This window comes from Synechococcus sp. W60.1, assembly GCF_047461575.1.
Classification (GTDB): Bacteria; Cyanobacteriota; Cyanobacteriia; order Thermostichales; family Thermostichaceae; genus Thermostichus.
The window spans coordinates 72255-91294 of sequence record NZ_JANSHL010000001.1 but is presented as its reverse complement, the minus strand read 5'-3'; the positions used below and the strand labels follow the sequence as shown (position 1 = coordinate 91294).

Below are 19040 nucleotides of genomic sequence, written 5' to 3'. Positions count from 1 at the left end.
GGCGTGGCTTTTTAACTTGAATGTCGATTTGTAATCCAGTGGATGCCGAGCTGTAATCCAACGGCTGCTCGAACTCCCTCAGGGCTTTGTTTAGGATGGATCCGACTGCGCCCCTGGCCGATACGATCGCTGCCATTGCCACTGCGGTAGTGCCTGAACAGGGCAGTGTGGGGATTGTGCGCCTTTCCGGGTCACGAGCCCTTCCCATTGTCCAAGCCATCTTTACCCCTGCCCGCCGCAGCGCAGTCTGGGAGAGCCATCGGCTCCTCTACGGCTGGATCCGCGACGAGAAAGGCCAAATCCTAGACGAAGCGCTGGCCGTTTGGATGCAGGCCCCCCGTTCTTACACCCGCGAAGATGTGGCAGAGCTGCATTGCCACGGTGGCATCATGGTGGTTCAGGCCACGTTGCAACAATGCCTGCGGCAGGGGGCGCGGCTGGCTCAGCCGGGGGAGTTTAGCCTGCGCGCTTTTCTGAATGGCCGCATTGACCTCACCCAGGCCGAGAGTGTGGCCGATCTGGTGGCGGCCCGCTCCCCTCAGGCGGCCCGGATGGCCCTAGCAGGCTTGCAGGGTAAGTTAGGGGGATCCATTCGCGCCCTGCGCCAGGAGCTGCTGGGTTTGTTGGCAGAAATTGAGGCTCGCCTCGACTTTGAAGAGGATCTGCCCCCCTTGGATGTTGCCGCTTGGCAGGCCCGGCTCCAAGCTATTCAAGCCCAGATGCAAGCCCTGCTGGCCACGGCAGAACGGGGACAACTGCTGCGCACCGGGGTGAAGGTGGCCATTGTCGGGAGGCCCAATGTGGGCAAGTCCAGCCTGCTCAATGCTTGGTCAGGACAGGATCGGGCCATCGTCACCGATCTGCCCGGCACCACCCGCGACGTGGTGGAATCCCACCTAGTGGTGAAAGGGATCCCCGTCCAGCTCCTGGACACTGCCGGCATCCGCGCCACCGAAGATCCGGTGGAACGGCTGGGGGTGGAGCGCTCCCAACGCCTAGCCCAGGCTGCCGATGTGCTGGTGCTGGTCATCGACGCCCAAGCGGGCTGGACGGCTGCCGACGCCGCCATCTACGAGTCGATCCGCCATCGCCCCCTCATCCTGGTGATCAACAAAACCGACCTCGCCCCGCCAGAGGGGATCCCTCTCCCCCCCGAGATTGCCCACCGCGTCCCCGCCGTTGCCGCCCAAGGGAAAGGGATCCCGGAGCTGGAAGAAGCCCTGGAGCAGCTTGTCACCCAGGGACGTCCCCAGCCCAATCTGGAGATAAGCCTGAACCAGCGGCAGGCTGCTGCCCTCCAACAAGCCCAAGCCAGCCTGGAACAGGTGGGGCAGGCCATCCAAGCTCAGCTCCCCCTGGACTTTTGGAGCATCGACCTGCGGGGCGCCCTACATGCCCTTGGCCAGATCACCGGCGAGGAGATCTCGGAATCAGTGCTGGATCAGATCTTCAGCCGCTTCTGCATCGGCAAGTAACTCTATAGACTCCTCCTAACTCATACTCATTCTGAGTTTGTGTTACTATGGGCTCAGTTGGGAAGCCGAAGCGGATCCCCGATAATGGAAACACAATTAGGAGATTAGGCATGGTTACCGCCGAGAAAACCCGTCTCTACCCCACCCAGATCGATTTGCCGGCAGAGGCTCGCGCGCAACTGGTGGAGCTGCTCAACCAGTCCTTGGCAGACACGTTGGATCTGAAGACGCAGGTGAAACAGGCCCACTGGAACGTTAAAGGCATGCACTTCATCGCCTTGCACGAGATGTTCGACACCTTCGCCGGCACCCTGGAAAACTACGTGGACATGCTGGCGGAACGGGTTACGGCGCTGGGGGGCATCGCCCGCGGCACGGCTCGCATCGTTGCCCAAACCTCCACCTTGCCGGAGTACGATCTGGCCGCTGAAGAGGGTCGGGATCACCTGCAGGCTTTGGCAGCCCGTTACGCTCAATATGCAGCTTCCGTCCGCCGCAACATTGACCGCACCACCGAACTGGGGGATGCCGACACAGCAGACCTGTTCACCGAGATCTCGCGCCAGATTGACAAAGATCTTTGGTTTATCGAGGCTCACCTGCAGGCGTGACGCCAGCGAGGCCAGTCACAGGCAAGTGGATCAAGCAAAATGGGCGTTAACGTTCCCCTCCTGTATTTGGTGGCTCTGGCCAGTATCCTCGGCGTGGCGGGCTTCTTTGTCCTGCGGGAGGTGCTGCGGGTACGGGCCCAGGAAAAGGTCATCCGTGAGCTGCAGCCCCGCCTGAGCAAAGGCAAGGGATCCCCGCAGGAGCACTACGAGTTGGGCAGCGTCTATTTGCAAAAAGGCCTCTACGACCAGGCGATTGCCCAGCTTAAAAAAGCCCTAGAAGTGGCCGGGGAGAACATTCCCCCCGTCTGCAACGCCCTCGGTTTTGCCTACTTCAGCCAGGGGCAGTACGACTTGGCCATCCGTTACTACAAGGATGCCGTGGCTGCGGATCCTGGTTATGTAACTGCTTGGAACAATCTGGCCCATGCCTATGAGAAGAAAAATCTCTATGGCCCAAGCCTGGAAGCTTACGAAACTGCCCTGAAGTTGGATCCCCGAAATGCCATTGCTAAGCGGCGCTCGGAGTCTCTGCGCAAACGGTTGCAGCCCAGCCCCTGAGGATCCCATCTGCAATTTCATCCGCAGAAATACTCTTGACCGCAGCACAGTTGTCCATAGGAGTTGGCTCTAAAGACTCCATCCTGCCTGTGCAGGCACTTCCTTATCCTCTCAAAAGAAGATTGATAATACTGAAATCTTGAGCGCAAATGTAAGATCCGGTATCGTGTTGCCTGGGCTGGTATTATGTCTTAAATAAAACGAGAGGCCATTTCATGGATTCGCAATCGGTAGCACCTGTGGTTTTGGTGATCCTGGATGGCTGGGGTTATCGGGATGCTCTCGATGGCAACGCGGTGCTGGCTGCGGAAACCCCTGTCCTGGATAGCCTTTGGGCTGCCTATCCCCACACCCTGCTGCAAGCTTCGGGTCGGGCCGTGGGCCTGCCGGCAGGACAGATGGGCAACTCTGAAGTCGGGCACCTGACCTTGGGGGCAGGGCGGGTGGTGCCGCAGGAATTGGTGCGCATCAGCGACGCGATAGAGACAGGATCCCTCTTCCAGGATCCCTTGTTGATGCAAGTTTGTCGCCAGCTCAGAGAGCGAGGGGGCCGTTTTCACTTCGTTGGCCTTTGCTCCGAGGGGGGGGTTCACTCCCACATCGACCATCTCTATGGGTTGCTCAAGCTGGCGGCCCAGGCTGAGATTCCGGCCTATGTCCACGCCATCACCGATGGCCGCGACACCTTGCCCCGCGATGGTGCCAGGGTTCTGGCCGCCCTGGAAAAAGAGCTGCAATGGCTGGGCAATGGCGTCATCGCCACCCTGACCGGACGCTACTACGCCATGGATCGGGATCGCCGTTGGGAGCGCACCCAAAAAGCCTACGAGATCATGACCCAAGACGGCCCTGGCTGTGGACAAAGCGCCGCCGAGGTGATGGAAGCTTTCTATGCCCAGGATCTCACAGATGAGTTCATCCCGCCCACCCGCCTGGCTCCAGGGGCTGTGCAACCCGGCGATGCAGTGCTTTTCTTCAACTTCCGCCCAGATCGCGCCCGCCAACTTACCCAAGCCTTTGTCTGCCCAGATTTCTCAGGCTTTCAGCGCCCCTTGCTGCCGGATCTCACCTTCATCACCATGACTCAGTACGAGGCGGAGCTGCCGGTGCAGGTGCTTTTCAAGCCGCAGAACCTGGATCACCTGCTGGGCCAAGTGGTGAGCGAGGCCGGCCTCAAGCAATTGCGCATTGCTGAGACGGAAAAATACGCCCATGTCACCTACTTCTTCAACGGCGGCATCGAGCAGCCCTTCCCCGGCGAAGATCGCATCCTGGTGCAAAGCCCGCTGGTGACCACCTACGACCAGGCGCCGGAGATGTCGGCAGTGGAAGTGACCGACAAGGCGATAGAGGCCATCGCCCGCCGCGAATACAGCCTGGTGGTGCTCAACTATGCCAACCCCGACATGGTAGGTCACACCGGCAACTACGAAGCCACCATCCGCGCCCTGGAAACGGTGGATCGCTGTTTGGGCCGGCTGCTGGCGGCAGTGGTAGATGCGGGAGGCACTACTTTGATCCTGGCGGATCACGGCAATGCCGAGCTGATGTGGGATGAGAACGGCAACCCCTGGACGGCCCACACCACCAACCCCGTTCCCTGCATTCTGGTGGAGGGGGAAAGGCGCAAAATCCCCGGCTGTGGCGGCGATGTCAAGTTGCGCTCCAACGGCACTTTGGCTGATGTGGCCCCCACCCTGCTGGAGATCTTGGGCCTGCCTCAGCCCCCCGAAATGACAGGACGTTCGCTTTTGCAGCCGGCAGAATACACCATCCTCCAGCGGCAACCCAGTCCTGTGGGGCGGTAGGTGCCAGGGATCCCTTACTCCGTCACTGGGATCCCTTCTTGGGCCAGCCATGCTGTTAGCTCTCCCCAGTTGCGATAGACAGCCAGAACCCGTGAGCGATCGGGGTGATAGGGGGCAGCCAAGCGCTCCAACTGCAAAAAGCGGGCCTGGGGAGGGATCACCGCCGCTTCGGGATCGGGGGGAGTGGGTCGGCGCAAGGAGCTGCTGTAGCCGCGGTAGATCAGCACCAGATCAGACTCTCCCTCGCTTTCCACCTCCACCCGCAGCACCTCTTGCGGGTGGTCTTGGCTATAGCGCTCCAAGGCCAAGGGCCAAGGCAGGGCCCTCATGCTTCCAGTTCCCCCTTATCAGTTCCGGGTCGCAGCCGCCAGACAAAGTAGAGGCTGTAGAGCAGGTAGGCCACCAGCCCCCAGGCCCCCACGCTCCCCAGCAGCTCCGGCGATACATTGGGATGGAAGATCTCCCGAAACCCCAGCGGTGGCCCAAACCAAGCCCGGCACTCCTCTGGCAGAGAAGTGCGGAAAGCACAGGGCACAAAGGCCCCCGAAAAGAGGATCCCGGCCCCCATATAACCAGTCAGGCCCCACCGCCAGAGCAAAAAGGCTCGCGCCGCCCAGGTTCTCGACTGCTCGAGAGCAGCACTCCAGTCCCGCCAAAACCAAAGACAAACCAAGATCAACAGCCGCGCCATTGCTCCACTGAGAAAGCTGACGGGCAGGCCCCCAATCATCAGGTACACCGTCACCGCCAAGAGGCTCGATACCCGCCAATAAACGATCAATAGCTGAATCAAGGGCCGCAACCCCACCGCAAAAGCCCAAATCAGCAGCAGCAATGGCATCACCACCGTCAGCGCCACTGCCAAGCGGTAGTCCAGCCAGATTGCATCCACCAGCCAACTCTGGGGAGTCATCCTCACCCTCTGCCACTCCTGCCCCTTAGTATATGAAACCTGGGGGATCCAGGACGGGACACAGAGAGTTACGGAATGTTAACGCCTGCTGACCATCCCCAGCAAAACTTTACACCAGACAGCTTTCAGAAAGTTTTCCATTTTGCCGCTACCGATCCCCGAAAGTGGTAGATTCTTAGCTAGCTCCTCAGAGGAGTATCCCTGTCGTTCGGAAGGCCAGCTGCCTGTCTGAGCGACCAGCGGAGTCTCCTTCAGACCTTGGCCCAACTTAATCTCATTAAGTATTGTTACTTAATCGTGTTATCTTGGGTTAAGGTCAAACCTTGAGAGGCATGACCTCGAAACCATGGCCCGTTCTTCCAGACTCCTCTCTCACAGTTCTACCCGTTGGAAGGCGACCCAGTGGAAGCCCAGACCACTGCCTCCCTTGGAGAATGCACCTCCTTCTCCGAAGCGGGAGGAAGAGACAGGGGATCCAGTTGCGTCAGAGCCACCCCTTGCCCTGGGGAAGCCCGATTTGGCGAGGAAGGTGAAGGGTGGAGCTAGGGGGGCAGCAGTTGCTGGCAGCGGGAGCTATGAAGCGCTGCAGCTGTGGCTGGTGCTGGTTACCTTGGGGGTAAGTCTGGCCATTGCCGTGGGAGTGGCCCTGGTTTACTCTCTGGGGGTAGCTGCCAACTACTTGCTGGGGGCGGTTGTTGGCGTGGTTTATCTGCGCATGCTGGGCCGCGGCGTAGCGGAGCTGGGCAAAAGCCGCAACCGTTTGGGGGTGACGCGTTTGGCTCTGTTTGTCGGGCTGATCGTTTTAGCCACTCAGGTGAAGTCTTTACAGATATTGCCCATTTTCCTGGGGTTCATGACCTACAAGGTCACCCTGCTCATTCATCTTGTCCAGACCTTGACCCGTTCATCTTCTTCTGTGTGATGCCCATGAACCTGTCCTTCTCCTCTCCTCCTCTTTTGGCAGAACTCGAGGTCGGCCATCACCTTTACTGGCACCTGGGCAAATTCACGGTTCACGGGCAGGTTTTGATCGCCAGCTGGATCGCCATTGCCCTGATCTTGACGGTGGTTATCTTGGGCACCCGTCAACTGCAGCGGGAGCCGGCTGGTCTGCAAAACTTTGTCGAGTATGCCCTGGAATTTGTGCAGAGCATTGCCCGTGCCCAGATTGGCGAGAAAAACTTCCGGCCCTGGGTACCCTATGTCGGCACCTTGTTCCTGTTTATCTTTGTCTCCAACTGGATGGGCAACCTCTTCCCGTGGAAGCTGATTCCTCTGCCGGAAGGGGAGCTGGCCTCTCCCACCAACGACATCAACACCACTGCCGGGTTGGCGCTGCTCACCAGCATCATGTATTTCGTGGCCGGCATCAGCAAGCGGGGGCTGTCTTACTTCAAAAAATACATTGAGCCTACCCCGATTCTGCTGCCCATCAATGTTTTGGAAGATTTCACCAAGCCCCTCTCCCTGAGTTTCCGTCTGTTCGGCAACATCCTGGCCGAAGAGCTGGTGATAGCGGTGTTGGTGTTGCTGGTGCCTCTGTTTATCCCAGTGCCGGTGATGATTTTGTTTCTGTTTACGGGGGCAATTCAGGCTTTGATCTTCTCAACCCTCTCGGCAGCTTACATTGGAGAGGCGCTGGAAGGTCATGGAGGAGGGGATCACCACGATTGATCCCGCTGGTCGGTCGATCCATCTTGAACCTTTTCGGGAGGATCATCTCAAATGGGTCAGCGCAAGGGATCCCTTCTTTTGGTAAGGTTTGTTGGGGCTGACAGATTGGTTCTGAAAGCCGCCGACAAGGGAGTGATTTGAGGCTGTAGTGTATCAGACCCGATCACCTCTGAAGCTCAAGAGACGTTGTTGTTGTGTCAATCACCAAGGAGCATCTCACTATGGATCCGTTAACCTCTGCTGCTTCTGTTCTGGCTGCTGCTCTGGCCATTGGTCTGGGATCCCTGGGTCCTGGGATCGGACAGGGGAACGCCGCTGCTGCTGCGATGGAAGGGGTGGCCCGCCAACCTGAGGCGGAAGACAAGATCCGCGGCAACCTGCTGGTTAGCCTGGCCTTCATGGAAGCTCTGACCATCTACGGCTTGGTGGTGGCTTTGGTGCTCTTGTTTGCCAACCCCTTCGCCTAGTGTCCTACGGGGGCGGGCCGCAGCGATGGCCGAGGTGAGCCATATCCGCCCCCCAACCCGGCCTGACGGTAGACCTAAGTTTCTGTTGGGGTCATAACACCCATGCTCTTCCAAACTCTATTGGCTGTTGAAGCGGCTGAAAAAGGTGGTCTTTTCGATCTGGATGCCACCCTGCCCCTGATTGCCATTCAGTTTTTGCTGTTGGTGGCAGTGCTCAACTCCCTCTTCTATGAGCCGGTTACGCGGGCTATCGACAGCCGCAGCGACTACATCCGCACCACTCAAGCGGAAGCCCAAGAGCGGTTGGACAAGGCGGTGTCGTTGACCCGACAGTATGAGTCTGAGATCAGCCAGGCCCGCTTGCAAGCCCAGCAGGTGATCGCTGAGGCAGAGGCTGCAGCTGCTCGCATTCGTTCCGAGAAACTGGCTGCTGTGCAGGCAGAGATCCAGCAGAAGCTGGAGGCGGCGCGGCTACAGGTCGAGCAAGAGAAGCAGGCAGCCCTCGAACAGCTGCAGCAGCAGGTGGATGCCATTGCCGCCCAGATTACCCAGAAACTGTTGGGCAGTGCTCGTTAGATCGCTGGTTGGAAGTACTTTTGGAGGAGCTTGCGATGCCTGTGTGGAGTTGGGTGGCCGGTTGGATCTTGGCTGTGGCCGAGACCACGGAGCTACTCCCAGAAGCCAAGGCAGGAGAGGGGGATCTCTTGGCCAAGATTCTTGAGAGCAACCTGATCAACATCGCGATCATTCTCACCTTGCTGTTTATCTTGGGTCGCAAAGTGGTGGGAGAAGCCCTGGCCAAGCGGCGGGAGGGGATCCTAGAAGAACTGCGGCAGGCGGAGCAGCGCAAGCGGGAAGCCATCGAGAGGCTGGCGGAGGAGCAGCAAAAGCTGGCCCAGGCTCAGCAGGAGGCTGAACGTATCCGCAAGCAGGCGGAAGCCAACGCCGAAGCCCGTCGGCAAGAGTTGTTGGAGCAGGCGGAGCGGGAAGTGGAGCGGCTGCGGGCCAATGCCGAGAAAGAGTTGTCCAGCGAGCAGGAGCGGGTTTTTCAGGAGTTGCGTCGGCAGATCGTTCGCCAAGCCCTGAGCAAGGTGGAGCAGGAGTTGCCGCAGCACCTCAACGAAGAGGTTCACCGCAGCTTGATCGAGAGAGGGATCCAAATGATTGCCCGCTAGCTCTCAAGGAGGAGAAAGGTATGATCAGCAGCACAATGGCTGAGAAGGTGGTGGATCCCTATGCCGAGGCTCTCATTGCTCTTGGGTCAGGCCAGGGATTGCTGGACACTTTTGCCGCCGATATGCGCTTTATTGCCGAGGTTTTGCGGGCTACGCCGGAGCTGGGCCAGTTTCTCGCCAACCCGGTGATCAAGGCCGAGGCCAAAAAGAACCTGCTGCAGCAAGTATTTGCCGATCAGATCCACCCTCTGCTGCTGAATGCGCTGAAGTTGTTGACCGACCGCCGCCGTATCATGTTTCTCGGGACTGTTTGCCGGCGCTTTTTGGATCTGCAGCGGAAGCTCCAGAACATCGTCCTGGCCGAGGTGACGACGGCGATACCCTTGACGGAAGCTCAGCAGCAGTCAATTCGCGAGCGGGTGATGGACTTCACCCAGGCCAGCGGTGTGGAGTTGCAAGCCACTCAGGATCCGGAGCTGCTGGGAGGGGTGGTCATCAAGATTGGATCCCAGGTGATCGACCTCAGCTTGCGTGGACAGTTGCGCCGGCTTGCCTTGCAGTTGGCCTAAGTTGGTTTTTGAGGATCCCTTCCCATTACTTGAGAGGACTGCTATGCCTACCATTCGCCCAGACGAGATTAGCACCATCATCAAACAGCAGATCGAGCAGTACAACCAGGAGATGCAGGTCTCCAATGTGGGGACAGTTCTGCAGGTGGGGGATGGCATTGCCCGCATCTACGGTTTGGATAAGGTGATGGCCAGCGAGCTGCTGGAATTTGAGGATGGCACCACCGGTATTGCCCTCAACCTGGAAGAAGACAACATCGGTGCCGTGCTGATCGGCTCCGGGCGAAATATCCAGGAGGGATCCACCGTCAAATCTACGGGCAAAATCGCCAGCATCCCGGTGGGGGAAGCCCTCTTGGGCCGCGTGGTGGATCCCCTGTGCAACCCCCTCGACGGCAAAGGCCCGATCCAGTGTACGGAGTCTCGCCTGATCGAATCGCCAGCGCCTGGCATTGTCGATCGCCGCTCCGTGTACGAGCCTCTGCAAACCGGCATTACCGCCATCGATGCCCTGATTCCCATCGGGCGGGGGCAGCGGGAACTGATCATCGGCGACCGCCAAACCGGCAAGACCACCGTTGCGGTGGACACGATCCTGAACCAGAAAGGGCAGGATGTGATCTGCATTTACGTAGCCATTGGCCAGAAGCAGAGCACCATCGCCCAGGTGGTGGGCATCCTGACCGAGCGAGGGGCTATGGACTACAGCATTGTGGTGGCTGCCGGCGCCGATAGTCCAGCTCCGTTGCAGTGGCTGGCCCCCTACTGTGGTGCCACCATTGCCGAATACTTCATGTACCAGGGCAAACACACCCTGGTGGTCTATGACGACCTCTCCAAGCAGGCGGTGGCTTATCGGCAAATGTCACTGCTGCTGCGCCGTCCACCCGGTCGAGAAGCCTATCCTGGGGATGTGTTCTACCTGCACTCGCGGCTATTGGAGCGAGCCGCCAAGCTGAGCAGCCAACTGGGAGAGGGATCCATGACGGCGCTGCCGATCGTGGAAACCCAGGCCAACGACGTATCGGCCTACATTCCCACCAATGTTATCTCCATCACCGATGGGCAGATCTTCTTGGAATCGGATCTGTTCAACGCTGGCATCCGCCCGGCCATCAACGTCGGGATTTCCGTCAGCCGCGTCGGCTCGGCAGCTCAGACCAAGGCGATGAAAAAGGTGGCTGGCTCCATCAAGGTGGAACTGGCGCAATACCGCGATCTGGAAGCCTTTGCCCAATTTGCCTCTGACCTGGATGAGGCTACCCAAAAGCAACTGGCCCGCGGCCAACGGCTGCAGGAGTTGCTGAAACAGCCGCAATACTCTCCCCTGTCTCTGGATCAGCAGGTGGCCATTATCTATGCGGGAACACGAGGCTATTTGGATGACATTCCGGTGGAGAAGGTCTCCAGCTTCAAGCAGGGCCTTTTGGCTTACCTAGGCACCACCCATCCCAAGTACGGCGAGATCGTCCTCTCCACCAAGCAGCTCACCGACGAGGCAGAAGAAATCTTGAAAACGGCCATCACAGAGTTTAAGCAGAGCTTCGTGGCCAAGGCGGCCTAGGGTGACGCGGATCTCTCCTGGCCCGGATCCCTGTCGACCACCAAAATAGAGGGAGTAGGTTATGGCAAACCTCAAGCGCATCCGCGATCGCATCAAAGCGGTCAAAAACACCCGCAAAATCACCGAGGCCATGCGACTGGTGGCAGCAGCTCGGGTGCGGCGCGCCCAAGAGCAAGTGATGGCCACCCGTCCCTTTGCCGACCGACTGGCCCAGGTTTTCTATCGACTGCAGACGCGGCTGCGACTGGAGGATGTCAACTTGCCTCTGCTGAAGCAGCGGCCCATCCAGACGGTGGGGCTGTTGGTGGTGGCCGGGGATCGGGGCTTGTGCGGAGCCTACAACGCCAACGTGATTAAGCGCACCGAGGAGCGGGTTCGCGAGCTGCAGGAGACAGGGCAGCAGGTGCAGCTTTACCTGGTGGGCCGCAAGGCGGTGCAGTATTTCCAGCGGCGCTCCGCTCCCATCGCCAAGACCTACGTGAATTTGTCGCAGATCCCCACGGCGGCTGAGGCTGCCCAGATTGGGGATCAGCTCCTCTCGGCCTTCTTGTCGGAGAAGGTGGACAAGGTAGAGCTGCTCTATACCCGCTTTGTCTCTTTGATCAGCTCCCGTCCGGTGGTGCAATCCCTGTTGCCCCTCGATCCGTCGCGGTTGGCCACTCAAGACGATGAAATTTTTCGTCTTTTGGTGCGGGGCGGAGAGTTTACTGTCGAGCGCAGCAAAGTCATCGCAGCGGTCTCGGCCCCACCTCAGGACATGATCTTTGAGCAGGATCCCGTGCAGATTTTGGATGCACTGCTGCCGCTGTACCTGAACAACCAGTTGCTACGGGCCTTGCAGGAGGCGGCGGCCAGCGAATTGGCAGCTCGCATGACGGCCATGAACAACGCCAGCGACAATGCTAGCGAGCTCATTCGCACGCTGGGTCTTGCCTACAACAAAGCTCGCCAGGCGGCTATTACCCAGGAGATCCTGGAGGTGGTGGCCGGAGCGGAGGCCTTGTAGGGTTCTCAAAGGAGATCCCCTGAGGAGCCGAGGTTGCGTTGCCGCGCCATCTGGGAGTTGAGCAGAACCACCGGCAAAATCCCCACCAAGACAATGGCCAAAGCCGGTGCCCCTGCCTCCGCGAGACGCTCATCGGCTGCCAAGCGGTAGGTTTGCACCGCCAAGGTGTCGAAGTTGAAGGGCCGCAGCACCATCGTGGCCGGCAGCTCCTTCATCACATCCACAAATACCAGCAGCATAGCCCCCAAGAGGCCACCCCTCATCAAGGGCAAATGCACCTGCCACAGGGTGCCCAGGGATCCCTGTCCCAGGCTGCGGGCCGCTTCATCCAAACTGGGGGGAATGCGCAGCAGCGTGGCCTCGACGGTGGCCAAAGCCACGGCCAAAAACCGCACCAGGTAGCCGAACACCAAAGCCGTGAGGGTGCCACTGATCACCAGGCCAGGTGGCTGTTGCAGCACCACCTGCCGCAGGTAGCTCAGCAGTTGATCCAACCACCCTAGGGGAATCAGAACCCCCACTGCAATCACCACCCCAGGCAGCGCATAGCCCAGAGAAGACAACTGCACTGCCAGCCGCAGGCCCCACGGGGATCCCGCCCGTCCTAGCCCCTGCATGCGCAGCCCGTACAGCACCACCACCGACACGGAAACGGCAATGACAGCCGTGATGGTCGATAGCAGAAAGCTGTTCTGGGCGTAGCTCCAAAAGCGGCGACCCAACTCCCCCTGCCGCAGGGTCATATTGAGCAGAATCAAGGCCGGAACGACGAAGCCCAGCCCAATTGGGATCCCACAGGCTAGCCAAGCCCCCACCGCCCGGATCCCTTGTAGGCGATAACGGGTTGGGGTGGGTTTGAACCCTTGGCGATAGTAGCGCGCCCGCCGGCGGGAGAATTGCTCCACCGCCATCAGCAGCAGCACCAGCAGCAACAGCAGCGCCGAAAGCTGAGCCGCCGCCACCAGATTGCCCAGGGCCGTCCAGGTGCGGTAGATGCCGGTTGTAAAGGTATCTACCCCGAAATAGCTGACGGTGCCGAAATCGTTGAGGGTTTCCATCAAGGCCAGCAGACAGCCGGCCACGATCCCCGGTCGGGCCAGCGGCAAAGCCACCTTGAAAAAGCTGGCCCAAGGCCCGTAGCCCAAGGAGCGGCTTACCTCTAAGCAGGCCACCGATTGCTCCTGAAAGGCCAGCCGGGCCGAGAGGTAAACATAGGGATAGAGGGTGAGGATCAGCAGCAGGATCGCCCCCCACAACGAGCGAATGTTAGGGAACCAGTAGTCGCCGATCCCCCAACCTGTTACCCGCCGCAGCCAGATCTGGAAACCGCCGGTTACCTGCAAAAAATCGGTGTAGGCGTAGGCCAACACATAGGTGGGGGCCGCCAGGGGCAGCACCAACATCCACTCCAGCCAGGCCCGCCCCCAAAACTGACACATGGTCACCAGCCAGGCAGTGCCACTGCCCACCAGGATGACCCCCGCCGCCACCCCTGCCATCATCACCAGGCTATTGCGCACATAAAGCCCCAAGACCGTATCGGCCAGGTGCTCCCAAACCTGCCGCTCGTCCGCAAAAAGGCTGAGCAACACCGTAAGGACAGGAACGAGAATGAGACCGCTGAGGGTCAGAGTCAGAAGCGCCCAGCCGTTCAGAGGAAAGAAGCCACTTCCCGGCAGAGATTTGCTCAACAACTTCAACCTCATCTCTTTGTCCATCTCAACAGGCGGGAGCTACCTCTTGAGCAACTCCTGGGGAGGAAAAGGGGATCCTCCAGGGATCCCCAACCAAGTTTTCTCTCAAAACAAGCTCTTGGGCAGCTTAACGAAATAAACGATGTTCTCGTCTTGCTTGTTACCAAGGTAAGGCATAGTTTTTTCTTGAACCGCGCCCTTTTCCGAGACGATGCCAAAGTCGTCGTCGTTAACTATCGCTAGGGTAGTTGAGTTGAGAATGGCCAACCCCTCGGGCTTGTCGTGGGGATAATTGGGGATCGACATAATGTCAAATACTTCTTCTTTGGAAACGGGCTTGATCCCCGCTGCAATGATTTCCTCTTGGGTTAACTGCTCCAGAGTCTTGCCGTTAACCAGCAGGCCATTTGGACCAGGATCAAAGACATCCGTGGCAGCGGCAGTATCGATTTTGTAGATCTTCTTCGTAACCTCTTTGTCCTCTCCCGGCGTTTTGCCATCCCGTTCGAGAACCAGGAAGGTTGTGTCGGTAATGGCGACAATTTCGCTAACAGCGGTGCCAGTTCCCTCTAAAGGATAGAGGTATTCTTTGAACTTGCCCGTGGCCAGTTCATAGAAGAGTATCCTGCAAACAGTTGCGGTCTTTTGAACATCTTTGTTGGGGTTCAAAAGCGGAGACTGCATGATGCCGACCAAGTATTTCTGATCGGGCGTCAGAGTTAGCCCCTCCATGCCGCGATTGGGGCGCCGATTTTTGTAAACTTCTGGAAGCTTTTTGCCGCCAACTCCACTTCCAAAAGGATTTAGCCACTCGATGGCCTTGCCATTGGAATCAAAATGGATCAAGTGAGGTCCGTATTCGTCGGCAATCCAAAAGCTTCCATCTTTGGCCACCGCGATCCCCTCTGGATCGATACCTTTGGGATCCGGCGCAAGCTGCTTGCCGCTGAGATCGTAGGCATTCTCTCCCGTTCCCCCCGAGTCAGATGGATTGGGGATCCCGGTGAGATTTTTGCCTGTCTCGTCTTGCAGCAGGATGACCCTGTCCAACTTGAAGCCCTTGCCGTCCAAAGACAATCTGGCAACTTGAGGGGTAAAGTCTGGCTTAGGGAAAATCTTGTCGTTTGACTCAGCTCCATCAATATTGGGACCGCGATCGGTGAGCACATAAAAACATTGGCCATCAAAGGCAAGGCCAGAGCCAAACCCACCATTGTAGATTTTGACGCCGTTTTCTGTGGTCAAAAGCAGATCCCGCTTTGGAACAGGAGCCTTTTCGGGAAGGTTTTCAATTGCCTTTGCCGGGCTATTGGTGTAGAAAGAGGTTAAAGAAAGCAGGAGCAAGAACAAGCCTGCTGTTCGCAGTTGTTTCATTTGGCAAACCTCCAGAAGCTTTTGAAAAAGAAAGACAGGACGCCTGAGCGGCCTCAAACGGAAGCAACGCCGTCCTAGAGTATCGACGCTTGGCCAAGAACCGTCAAGCTGCTTAACGTTCACGGCGTCAAGCAATGAAAGGCTGCACTCAGGGCCTGTCCTGGAGGCCTGATCTACTTCCAACCGGCCCGATCCATTACCTTTAGGGCATCAGGGGTGACACGGCCAATGCTGGCAGCGTTGATCGTATCTTCCTTAAAGGTGCCAAGGCTGGCCACCACCGAGTCGATCTCGGCCCCTGGCAGCACTGGATACTCGTTGTTGCCCTGGGCAAAAATGGCCTGCGCCTCTGGCCCGGAGAGAAACTCCAAAAATTGGATGGCCGCGTCTTTGTTGGGAGCTGTTTTCAGAATGCCGGCCCCGCTGATGTTGACGTGGGTGCCGCGATCCTCTTGGTTGGGGAAGAAGACGCCGATTTTCTCGGCTACGGCGCGCTCTTCTGGATTGTCGGATTTGATCAAACGCGGCAAATAGTAGGTGTTGGCCAAAGCCACGTCTCCTACGCCAGCGGCTACGGCTTTGATTTGATCAATATCTCCCCCCTCCGGCGGGCGCGCAAAGTTGGCCACCAAGCCCCGCGCCCACTTTTCCGCCTCCGGGATCCCGTGGGCCAAGATGATCGAGGCCGTCAAGGATTGGCTGTAAACGTTGCTGGAGGAGCGGGTGAGCACCTTGCCCCGCCATTTGGGGTTTGCCAAGTCCTCATAGGTGGACAACTCCTTGGGATCCACCTTGTCTTTGTTGTACATGATCACCCGCGCCCGCTTGGTGAGGCCAAACCAGTACCCCTCTGGATCCCGCAGAGACTCGGGAATATTTTTGGAGAGCGTCTCCGACTGGATGGGTTGAAACCAGCCCTCGTTCTGAGCGCGCCACAACCGGGCAGCATCCACCGTCATGAAGATGTCGGCGGGGCTGTTGGATCCCTCGCTGCGGATGCGCTCGATGATCTCATCGGCTTTGCCCTCCACCCACTTCACGGTAATGCCCGTTTTCTGCTTGAAAAGTTCGTACAATTTCTCGTCTGTGCCGTAGTGCCGCGAGGTGTAGAGGTTCACTTCCTGATTGGCGCCATGGGCCGGACGCAGAAGAGACCCTGCTGCCAGAGCCGCAGAACCTAGCGTGGCTCCACTGACAAATTGCCGTCGCGATAAGCGCATACCCAACTCCTAAGTTCAAAAACATCTCAAGAGATACAGCTCCACCGGCCAAGCTGGCCATGCCTCTCTCTGAGAAAAAACCTGAAAGCTACGCCCAAAGGACAAAGGCGGTTCCCGCAAATCTCACTCCGTTGACCCTCATCTTAGGCCAGCTTTATTGAGACTTTTATTCAAGAACCTCGCCTTGGGGCAATGATAGAGGATCTCAAGTACCAGGTCAAGCTCTTGGGAGTTGTTCTCACTTCTCACCCTTTGGGATGAAACTGGGTGGCTTCCCCTTGTCCTCGACAGCACTCGAGATGGCCGGCGACCCAGCCGATCTTGCCGATCTTGTTGAGCAATCGGTCTGTGGCCGGAGCCCCGCGGAGCAGTATTGACAACACCCGCAAAAGCTGGAAGGGCTTCGGGTATAACGGGAGCAGGGTAGATGGCGGAGTATGGTGGGCTCCCTTTCTGGACTACCTCAGGCGCAGGTGCAAGAGAACGGCAGGGATCCAGGTGTCTCTATCCTGGTCTGCGGCTACAACGATTTGGTGGAGCTCACTCTCCAAGCCCTAGAAGCTTTTGGACGTCGCGCTGTAGTAGTTGCTCCCGATCTGCCCCCTCATTTGGAAGAGCAGTGGCAATACCTACAGGCGGATCCCCGCCAGCCGGGGGTGTTGCAGCGGGCTGGGATCGAGCGGATTAGGGTGGCGCTGCTGCTGGAGGACGATGACCAAGCCAACTTTGAGCTGGCTTTGCTAATTCGAGATCTCAACCCACAGGTGCGCGTCGTCTCGCGTCTGTTCAACCACAGCCTTGCCCGCTATCTCGACTCGGTTTTGCCACAGCATTTTTCCCTATCGGTGGCGGCTTTGGCTGCCCCGGCTTTTGCCCTTAAGGCCGTTTCCGACGAATTTGTTGGCTACTTTGAGCTGCCCCAGCTGGAAGCCCAGCCGGCCACGCTTCCGCCAGAGCTGGCAGATCCGGCTTACTTTGTCTCAGACCGAGAGACCACCCTCTGGAACGTGGTAGAGCTGACCATCGGATACAACTCCCGCCTGCTGCATATGCCCCTCTCGGAGCTGGAGGAAACTTTTGGGGCGCGGGTGCTGTTTCATTACCCGGTGGATGGGCTTTCTGACTTTTCCAAACAGCGAGTTTTCGACGACTTTGACCACGAGGCAGAGCTGCTGGAGGGGGATCGCGTTTTGGTCATTTGCGATCCCAGAGCCTACCTGCAACTGTTGGAACGCAACGGGCGACGGGGCTCCTCACGGGCACAGCGCTGGGCCAGCGGCCAGATGCAGGACAAGCGACAACAACGGCAAGGCAGGTCGTTGGGGCGGGGATCCCTTGGGTCTTGGCTGCGCAGAGGAGTGCAGGGACTCCTACAGGTCAAGCCCATCGTGCGCACCCTCACCTTCACCTTGGGGGCCATGCTGGTGCTGGGGGTGATCAACTTCAGGATGATCGGCAAACCCCTCATCGATGGGCTGTTGCTGACGATCGTGGTGCTGACAGGGGGCTACGGGGATATTGAGGCTTTTCAACAGCCGGAAACGCCGCTGGGGGCGAAGGTGCTGGCGGTGATGATGACCTTGGTGGGGGCCGCCCTGGTGGGGTTGATTTACGGCTTGGTGACCGACAAATTGGTGAGCAGTCGCTTTGGCTTGGGTCGGGCTGCCCGTATGCCCAAAGAGGATCATGTGGTGATCGCAGGGTTGGGGCGGCTGAGCTATTTGGTGCTGCAGTTGTTGCGGCAGATGGGCTACGAGGTGGTGGTGGTGGATCCCAATAGCGAGAACCCTCTCTTGGAGGCAGCGGAACGGGAGGGGGCAGTGGTGATTCGTGGGGATTACGCCCTGGCAAGCACGCTGCAACAGGCTCGCATTCAAGGCAGCCGCTGCCTGATCTGCACCACCCCTGACGATCTCACCAACCTGGAGACGGCCCTGACGGCCCACAGCCTGCAGCCGGGGATCCGCACCATTTTGCGGGTTACCGATCCCGAATTGGCCGCTCGGATGCAGCGCCACATGCAGACGCTGGGGATCAGCTACAGCGCTACCGGGCTGGGGGCACGGGCTTTTGCCACCGCAGCACTGGTGGGATCCGTCTACGGCACCCTGGCTTGGCAAGGGGAAACTCTGCTGGTGACGCTGCTGGAGGTCTCGGCCGATTGCCACTACCTGGGGCTATCCTTGCGCCAACTGGCCCAGGACTATGACCTGGTGATCTTGCTGCATCGCTCCCGACCGGGGAAACCCTGTGTTTTTCCCAAGATCTGGCAAAAAGAGGGCAAGACCCCGTTGAAAGAAGGCGATCAACTCTATGTGATGGGAACGGTGGAATCCCTGATTCGCTTAACCCAAGGACGGCCTCTTCCCCCAGAGCTGTATCAGGTGCGCCTCCTAGAGTATCGCAACCCCTATTTTGAAGAGGATATCCTCTCGGCTTTATCGTTCTACGCACGCCTGCCCAAGACGGCCCTGAAACCCCTATTGCGCTGTCTGCCGGCGGTGGTGAGCCCGCCCCTTCCCCGCGACAAGGCGATCAAGTTGGCCCGCCAACTGCGCAAAATGAGCACTGAAGTGCAGGTGTTTGCCCAGGCGCAGCCTGACCATCGGATCCCTGCAGCCATGAACGAAAACAGCGAGAGTAATCTGAATTGATTTGGACACTGTTCTGTTTATTGGTCTATTCTGCACTCCGTAGTCCAAAACATCTCGTTATGGGCAGTTGGACATTCAGCTAGAAATCGCAGGAGCCCCGCACTGTACCCGTAGGGTCAGTGCCGGGAGGAATGCGGAAGTCACAATAGAACCATGACCCAAGTCCTGACCGTATCCTGCAAGCTCAAGGTGTCCCAGTCGCAGGCCGCCAAATTGGACGCGACTTTGGAGGCTTTTGGCCAAGCCTTGAATTGGGTCAACCAGAACACGCCGGAGAA

Annotated in this window: 18 protein-coding genes and 1 pseudogene; 14 read left to right on the top strand and 5 right to left on the bottom strand. The window is 58.5% G+C overall.

Annotated features, from left to right (window positions below; translation table 11 throughout):
• Positions 1–95 precede the first annotated feature (95 nt).
• The 4 genes from mnmE (at position 96) to gpmI (ending at position 4452) form a co-directional block, all read left to right on the top strand.
• On the top strand, positions 96–1475 hold the full coding sequence (mnmE, locus tag NW805_RS00410; protein ID WP_414421291.1) for a tRNA uridine-5-carboxymethylaminomethyl(34) synthesis GTPase MnmE: 1380 nt from the start codon (positions 96–98) through the stop codon (positions 1473–1475).
• 110 nt (positions 1476–1585) lie between these two features.
• Positions 1586–2086, top strand: a complete 501-nt coding sequence (gene dps, locus NW805_RS00405; protein ID WP_414416568.1) for a DNA starvation/stationary phase protection protein Dps — start codon at positions 1586–1588, stop codon at positions 2084–2086.
• A gap of 39 nt (positions 2087–2125) precedes the next feature.
• A complete protein-coding gene (locus tag NW805_RS00400) occupies positions 2126–2644 on the top strand; it encodes a tetratricopeptide repeat protein (protein WP_414400697.1) in 519 nt (172 codons plus the stop codon).
• A 215-nt stretch (positions 2645–2859) separates the two neighbouring features.
• Complete coding sequence (gpmI, locus tag NW805_RS00395) at positions 2860–4452, top strand: 2,3-bisphosphoglycerate-independent phosphoglycerate mutase (protein ID WP_414421290.1); 1593 nt, start codon at positions 2860–2862, stop codon at positions 4450–4452.
• 14 nt (positions 4453–4466) lie between these two features.
• Here gpmI and NW805_RS00390 read toward each other — a convergent pair whose 3' ends face one another.
• A complete protein-coding gene (locus NW805_RS00390; RefSeq protein WP_414330481.1) occupies positions 4467–4781 on the bottom strand; it encodes a hypothetical protein in 315 nt (104 codons plus the stop codon).
• Positions 4778–5365 carry a DUF3177 family protein gene (locus NW805_RS00385; protein ID WP_011434226.1) on the bottom strand — a complete coding sequence of 196 codons (588 nt, stop codon included), beginning with the start codon at positions 5363–5365 and terminating at the stop codon, positions 4778–4780. Before NW805_RS00385 ends, NW805_RS00390 begins: the two co-directional genes overlap by 4 nt.
• A gap of 517 nt (positions 5366–5882) precedes the next feature.
• Here NW805_RS00385 and NW805_RS00380 point away from each other — a divergent pair.
• From NW805_RS00380 to NW805_RS00345, 8 genes are all read left to right on the top strand, one after another.
• Complete coding sequence (locus tag NW805_RS00380; RefSeq protein ID WP_238376806.1) at positions 5883–6287, top strand: hypothetical protein; 405 nt, start codon at positions 5883–5885, stop codon at positions 6285–6287.
• A 5-nt stretch (positions 6288–6292) separates the two neighbouring features.
• Positions 6293–7039, top strand: coding sequence for a F0F1 ATP synthase subunit A (gene atpB, locus NW805_RS00375; protein ID WP_414330483.1), 747 nt, complete (start codon positions 6293–6295; stop codon positions 7037–7039).
• Positions 7040–7260: 221 nt separating this feature from the next.
• Positions 7261–7506, top strand: a complete 246-nt coding sequence (atpE, locus tag NW805_RS00370) for an ATP synthase F0 subunit C (protein WP_235280127.1) — start codon at positions 7261–7263, stop codon at positions 7504–7506.
• Between the two features lie 102 nt (positions 7507–7608).
• The gene (locus NW805_RS00365; protein WP_414349846.1) at positions 7609–8082 is read left to right on the top strand and encodes a F0F1 ATP synthase subunit B'; all 474 of its coding nucleotides are present in this window, start codon (positions 7609–7611) and stop codon (positions 8080–8082) included.
• Between the two features lie 35 nt (positions 8083–8117).
• Positions 8118–8681 carry a F0F1 ATP synthase subunit B gene (locus tag NW805_RS00360; protein WP_414416569.1) on the top strand — a complete coding sequence of 188 codons (564 nt, stop codon included), beginning with the start codon at positions 8118–8120 and terminating at the stop codon, positions 8679–8681.
• Positions 8682–8701: 20 nt separating this feature from the next.
• Positions 8702–9250 carry an ATP synthase F1 subunit delta gene (atpH, locus tag NW805_RS00355; RefSeq protein WP_011434219.1) on the top strand — a complete coding sequence of 183 codons (549 nt, stop codon included), beginning with the start codon at positions 8702–8704 and terminating at the stop codon, positions 9248–9250.
• 43 nt (positions 9251–9293) lie between these two features.
• On the top strand, positions 9294–10814 hold the full coding sequence (gene atpA / locus NW805_RS00350) for a F0F1 ATP synthase subunit alpha (RefSeq protein WP_011434218.1): 1521 nt from the start codon (positions 9294–9296) through the stop codon (positions 10812–10814).
• A 61-nt stretch (positions 10815–10875) separates the two neighbouring features.
• The gene (locus NW805_RS00345) at positions 10876–11820 is read left to right on the top strand and encodes a F0F1 ATP synthase subunit gamma (RefSeq protein WP_414330493.1); all 945 of its coding nucleotides are present in this window, start codon (positions 10876–10878) and stop codon (positions 11818–11820) included.
• Positions 11821–11825: 5 nt separating this feature from the next.
• Here NW805_RS00345 and NW805_RS00340 read toward each other — a convergent pair whose 3' ends face one another.
• From NW805_RS00340 to NW805_RS00330, 3 genes are all read right to left on the bottom strand, one after another.
• The gene (locus NW805_RS00340; protein WP_414421289.1) at positions 11826–13526 is read right to left on the bottom strand and encodes an ABC transporter permease; all 1701 of its coding nucleotides are present in this window, start codon (positions 13524–13526) and stop codon (positions 11826–11828) included.
• A 93-nt stretch (positions 13527–13619) separates the two neighbouring features.
• Positions 13620–14888: an esterase-like activity of phytase family protein gene (locus tag NW805_RS00335; RefSeq protein WP_414421288.1), complete on the bottom strand. Its 1269-nt coding sequence runs from the start codon at positions 14886–14888 to the stop codon at positions 13620–13622.
• Between the two features lie 173 nt (positions 14889–15061).
• The gene (locus NW805_RS00330) at positions 15062–16114 is read right to left on the bottom strand and encodes a Fe(3+) ABC transporter substrate-binding protein (RefSeq protein ID WP_414421287.1); all 1053 of its coding nucleotides are present in this window, start codon (positions 16112–16114) and stop codon (positions 15062–15064) included.
• A gap of 431 nt (positions 16115–16545) precedes the next feature.
• Between NW805_RS00330 and NW805_RS00325 the strand changes: the two genes are divergently transcribed.
• Both NW805_RS00325 and NW805_RS00320 read left to right on the top strand, forming a co-directional pair.
• Positions 16546–18762, top strand: coding sequence for an NAD-binding protein (locus NW805_RS00325; protein WP_414421286.1), 2217 nt, complete (start codon positions 16546–16548; stop codon positions 18760–18762).
• 153 nt (positions 18763–18915) lie between these two features.
• A pseudogene (locus NW805_RS00320) lies at positions 18916–19040 on the top strand (RNA-guided endonuclease TnpB family protein); the annotation flags it as partial.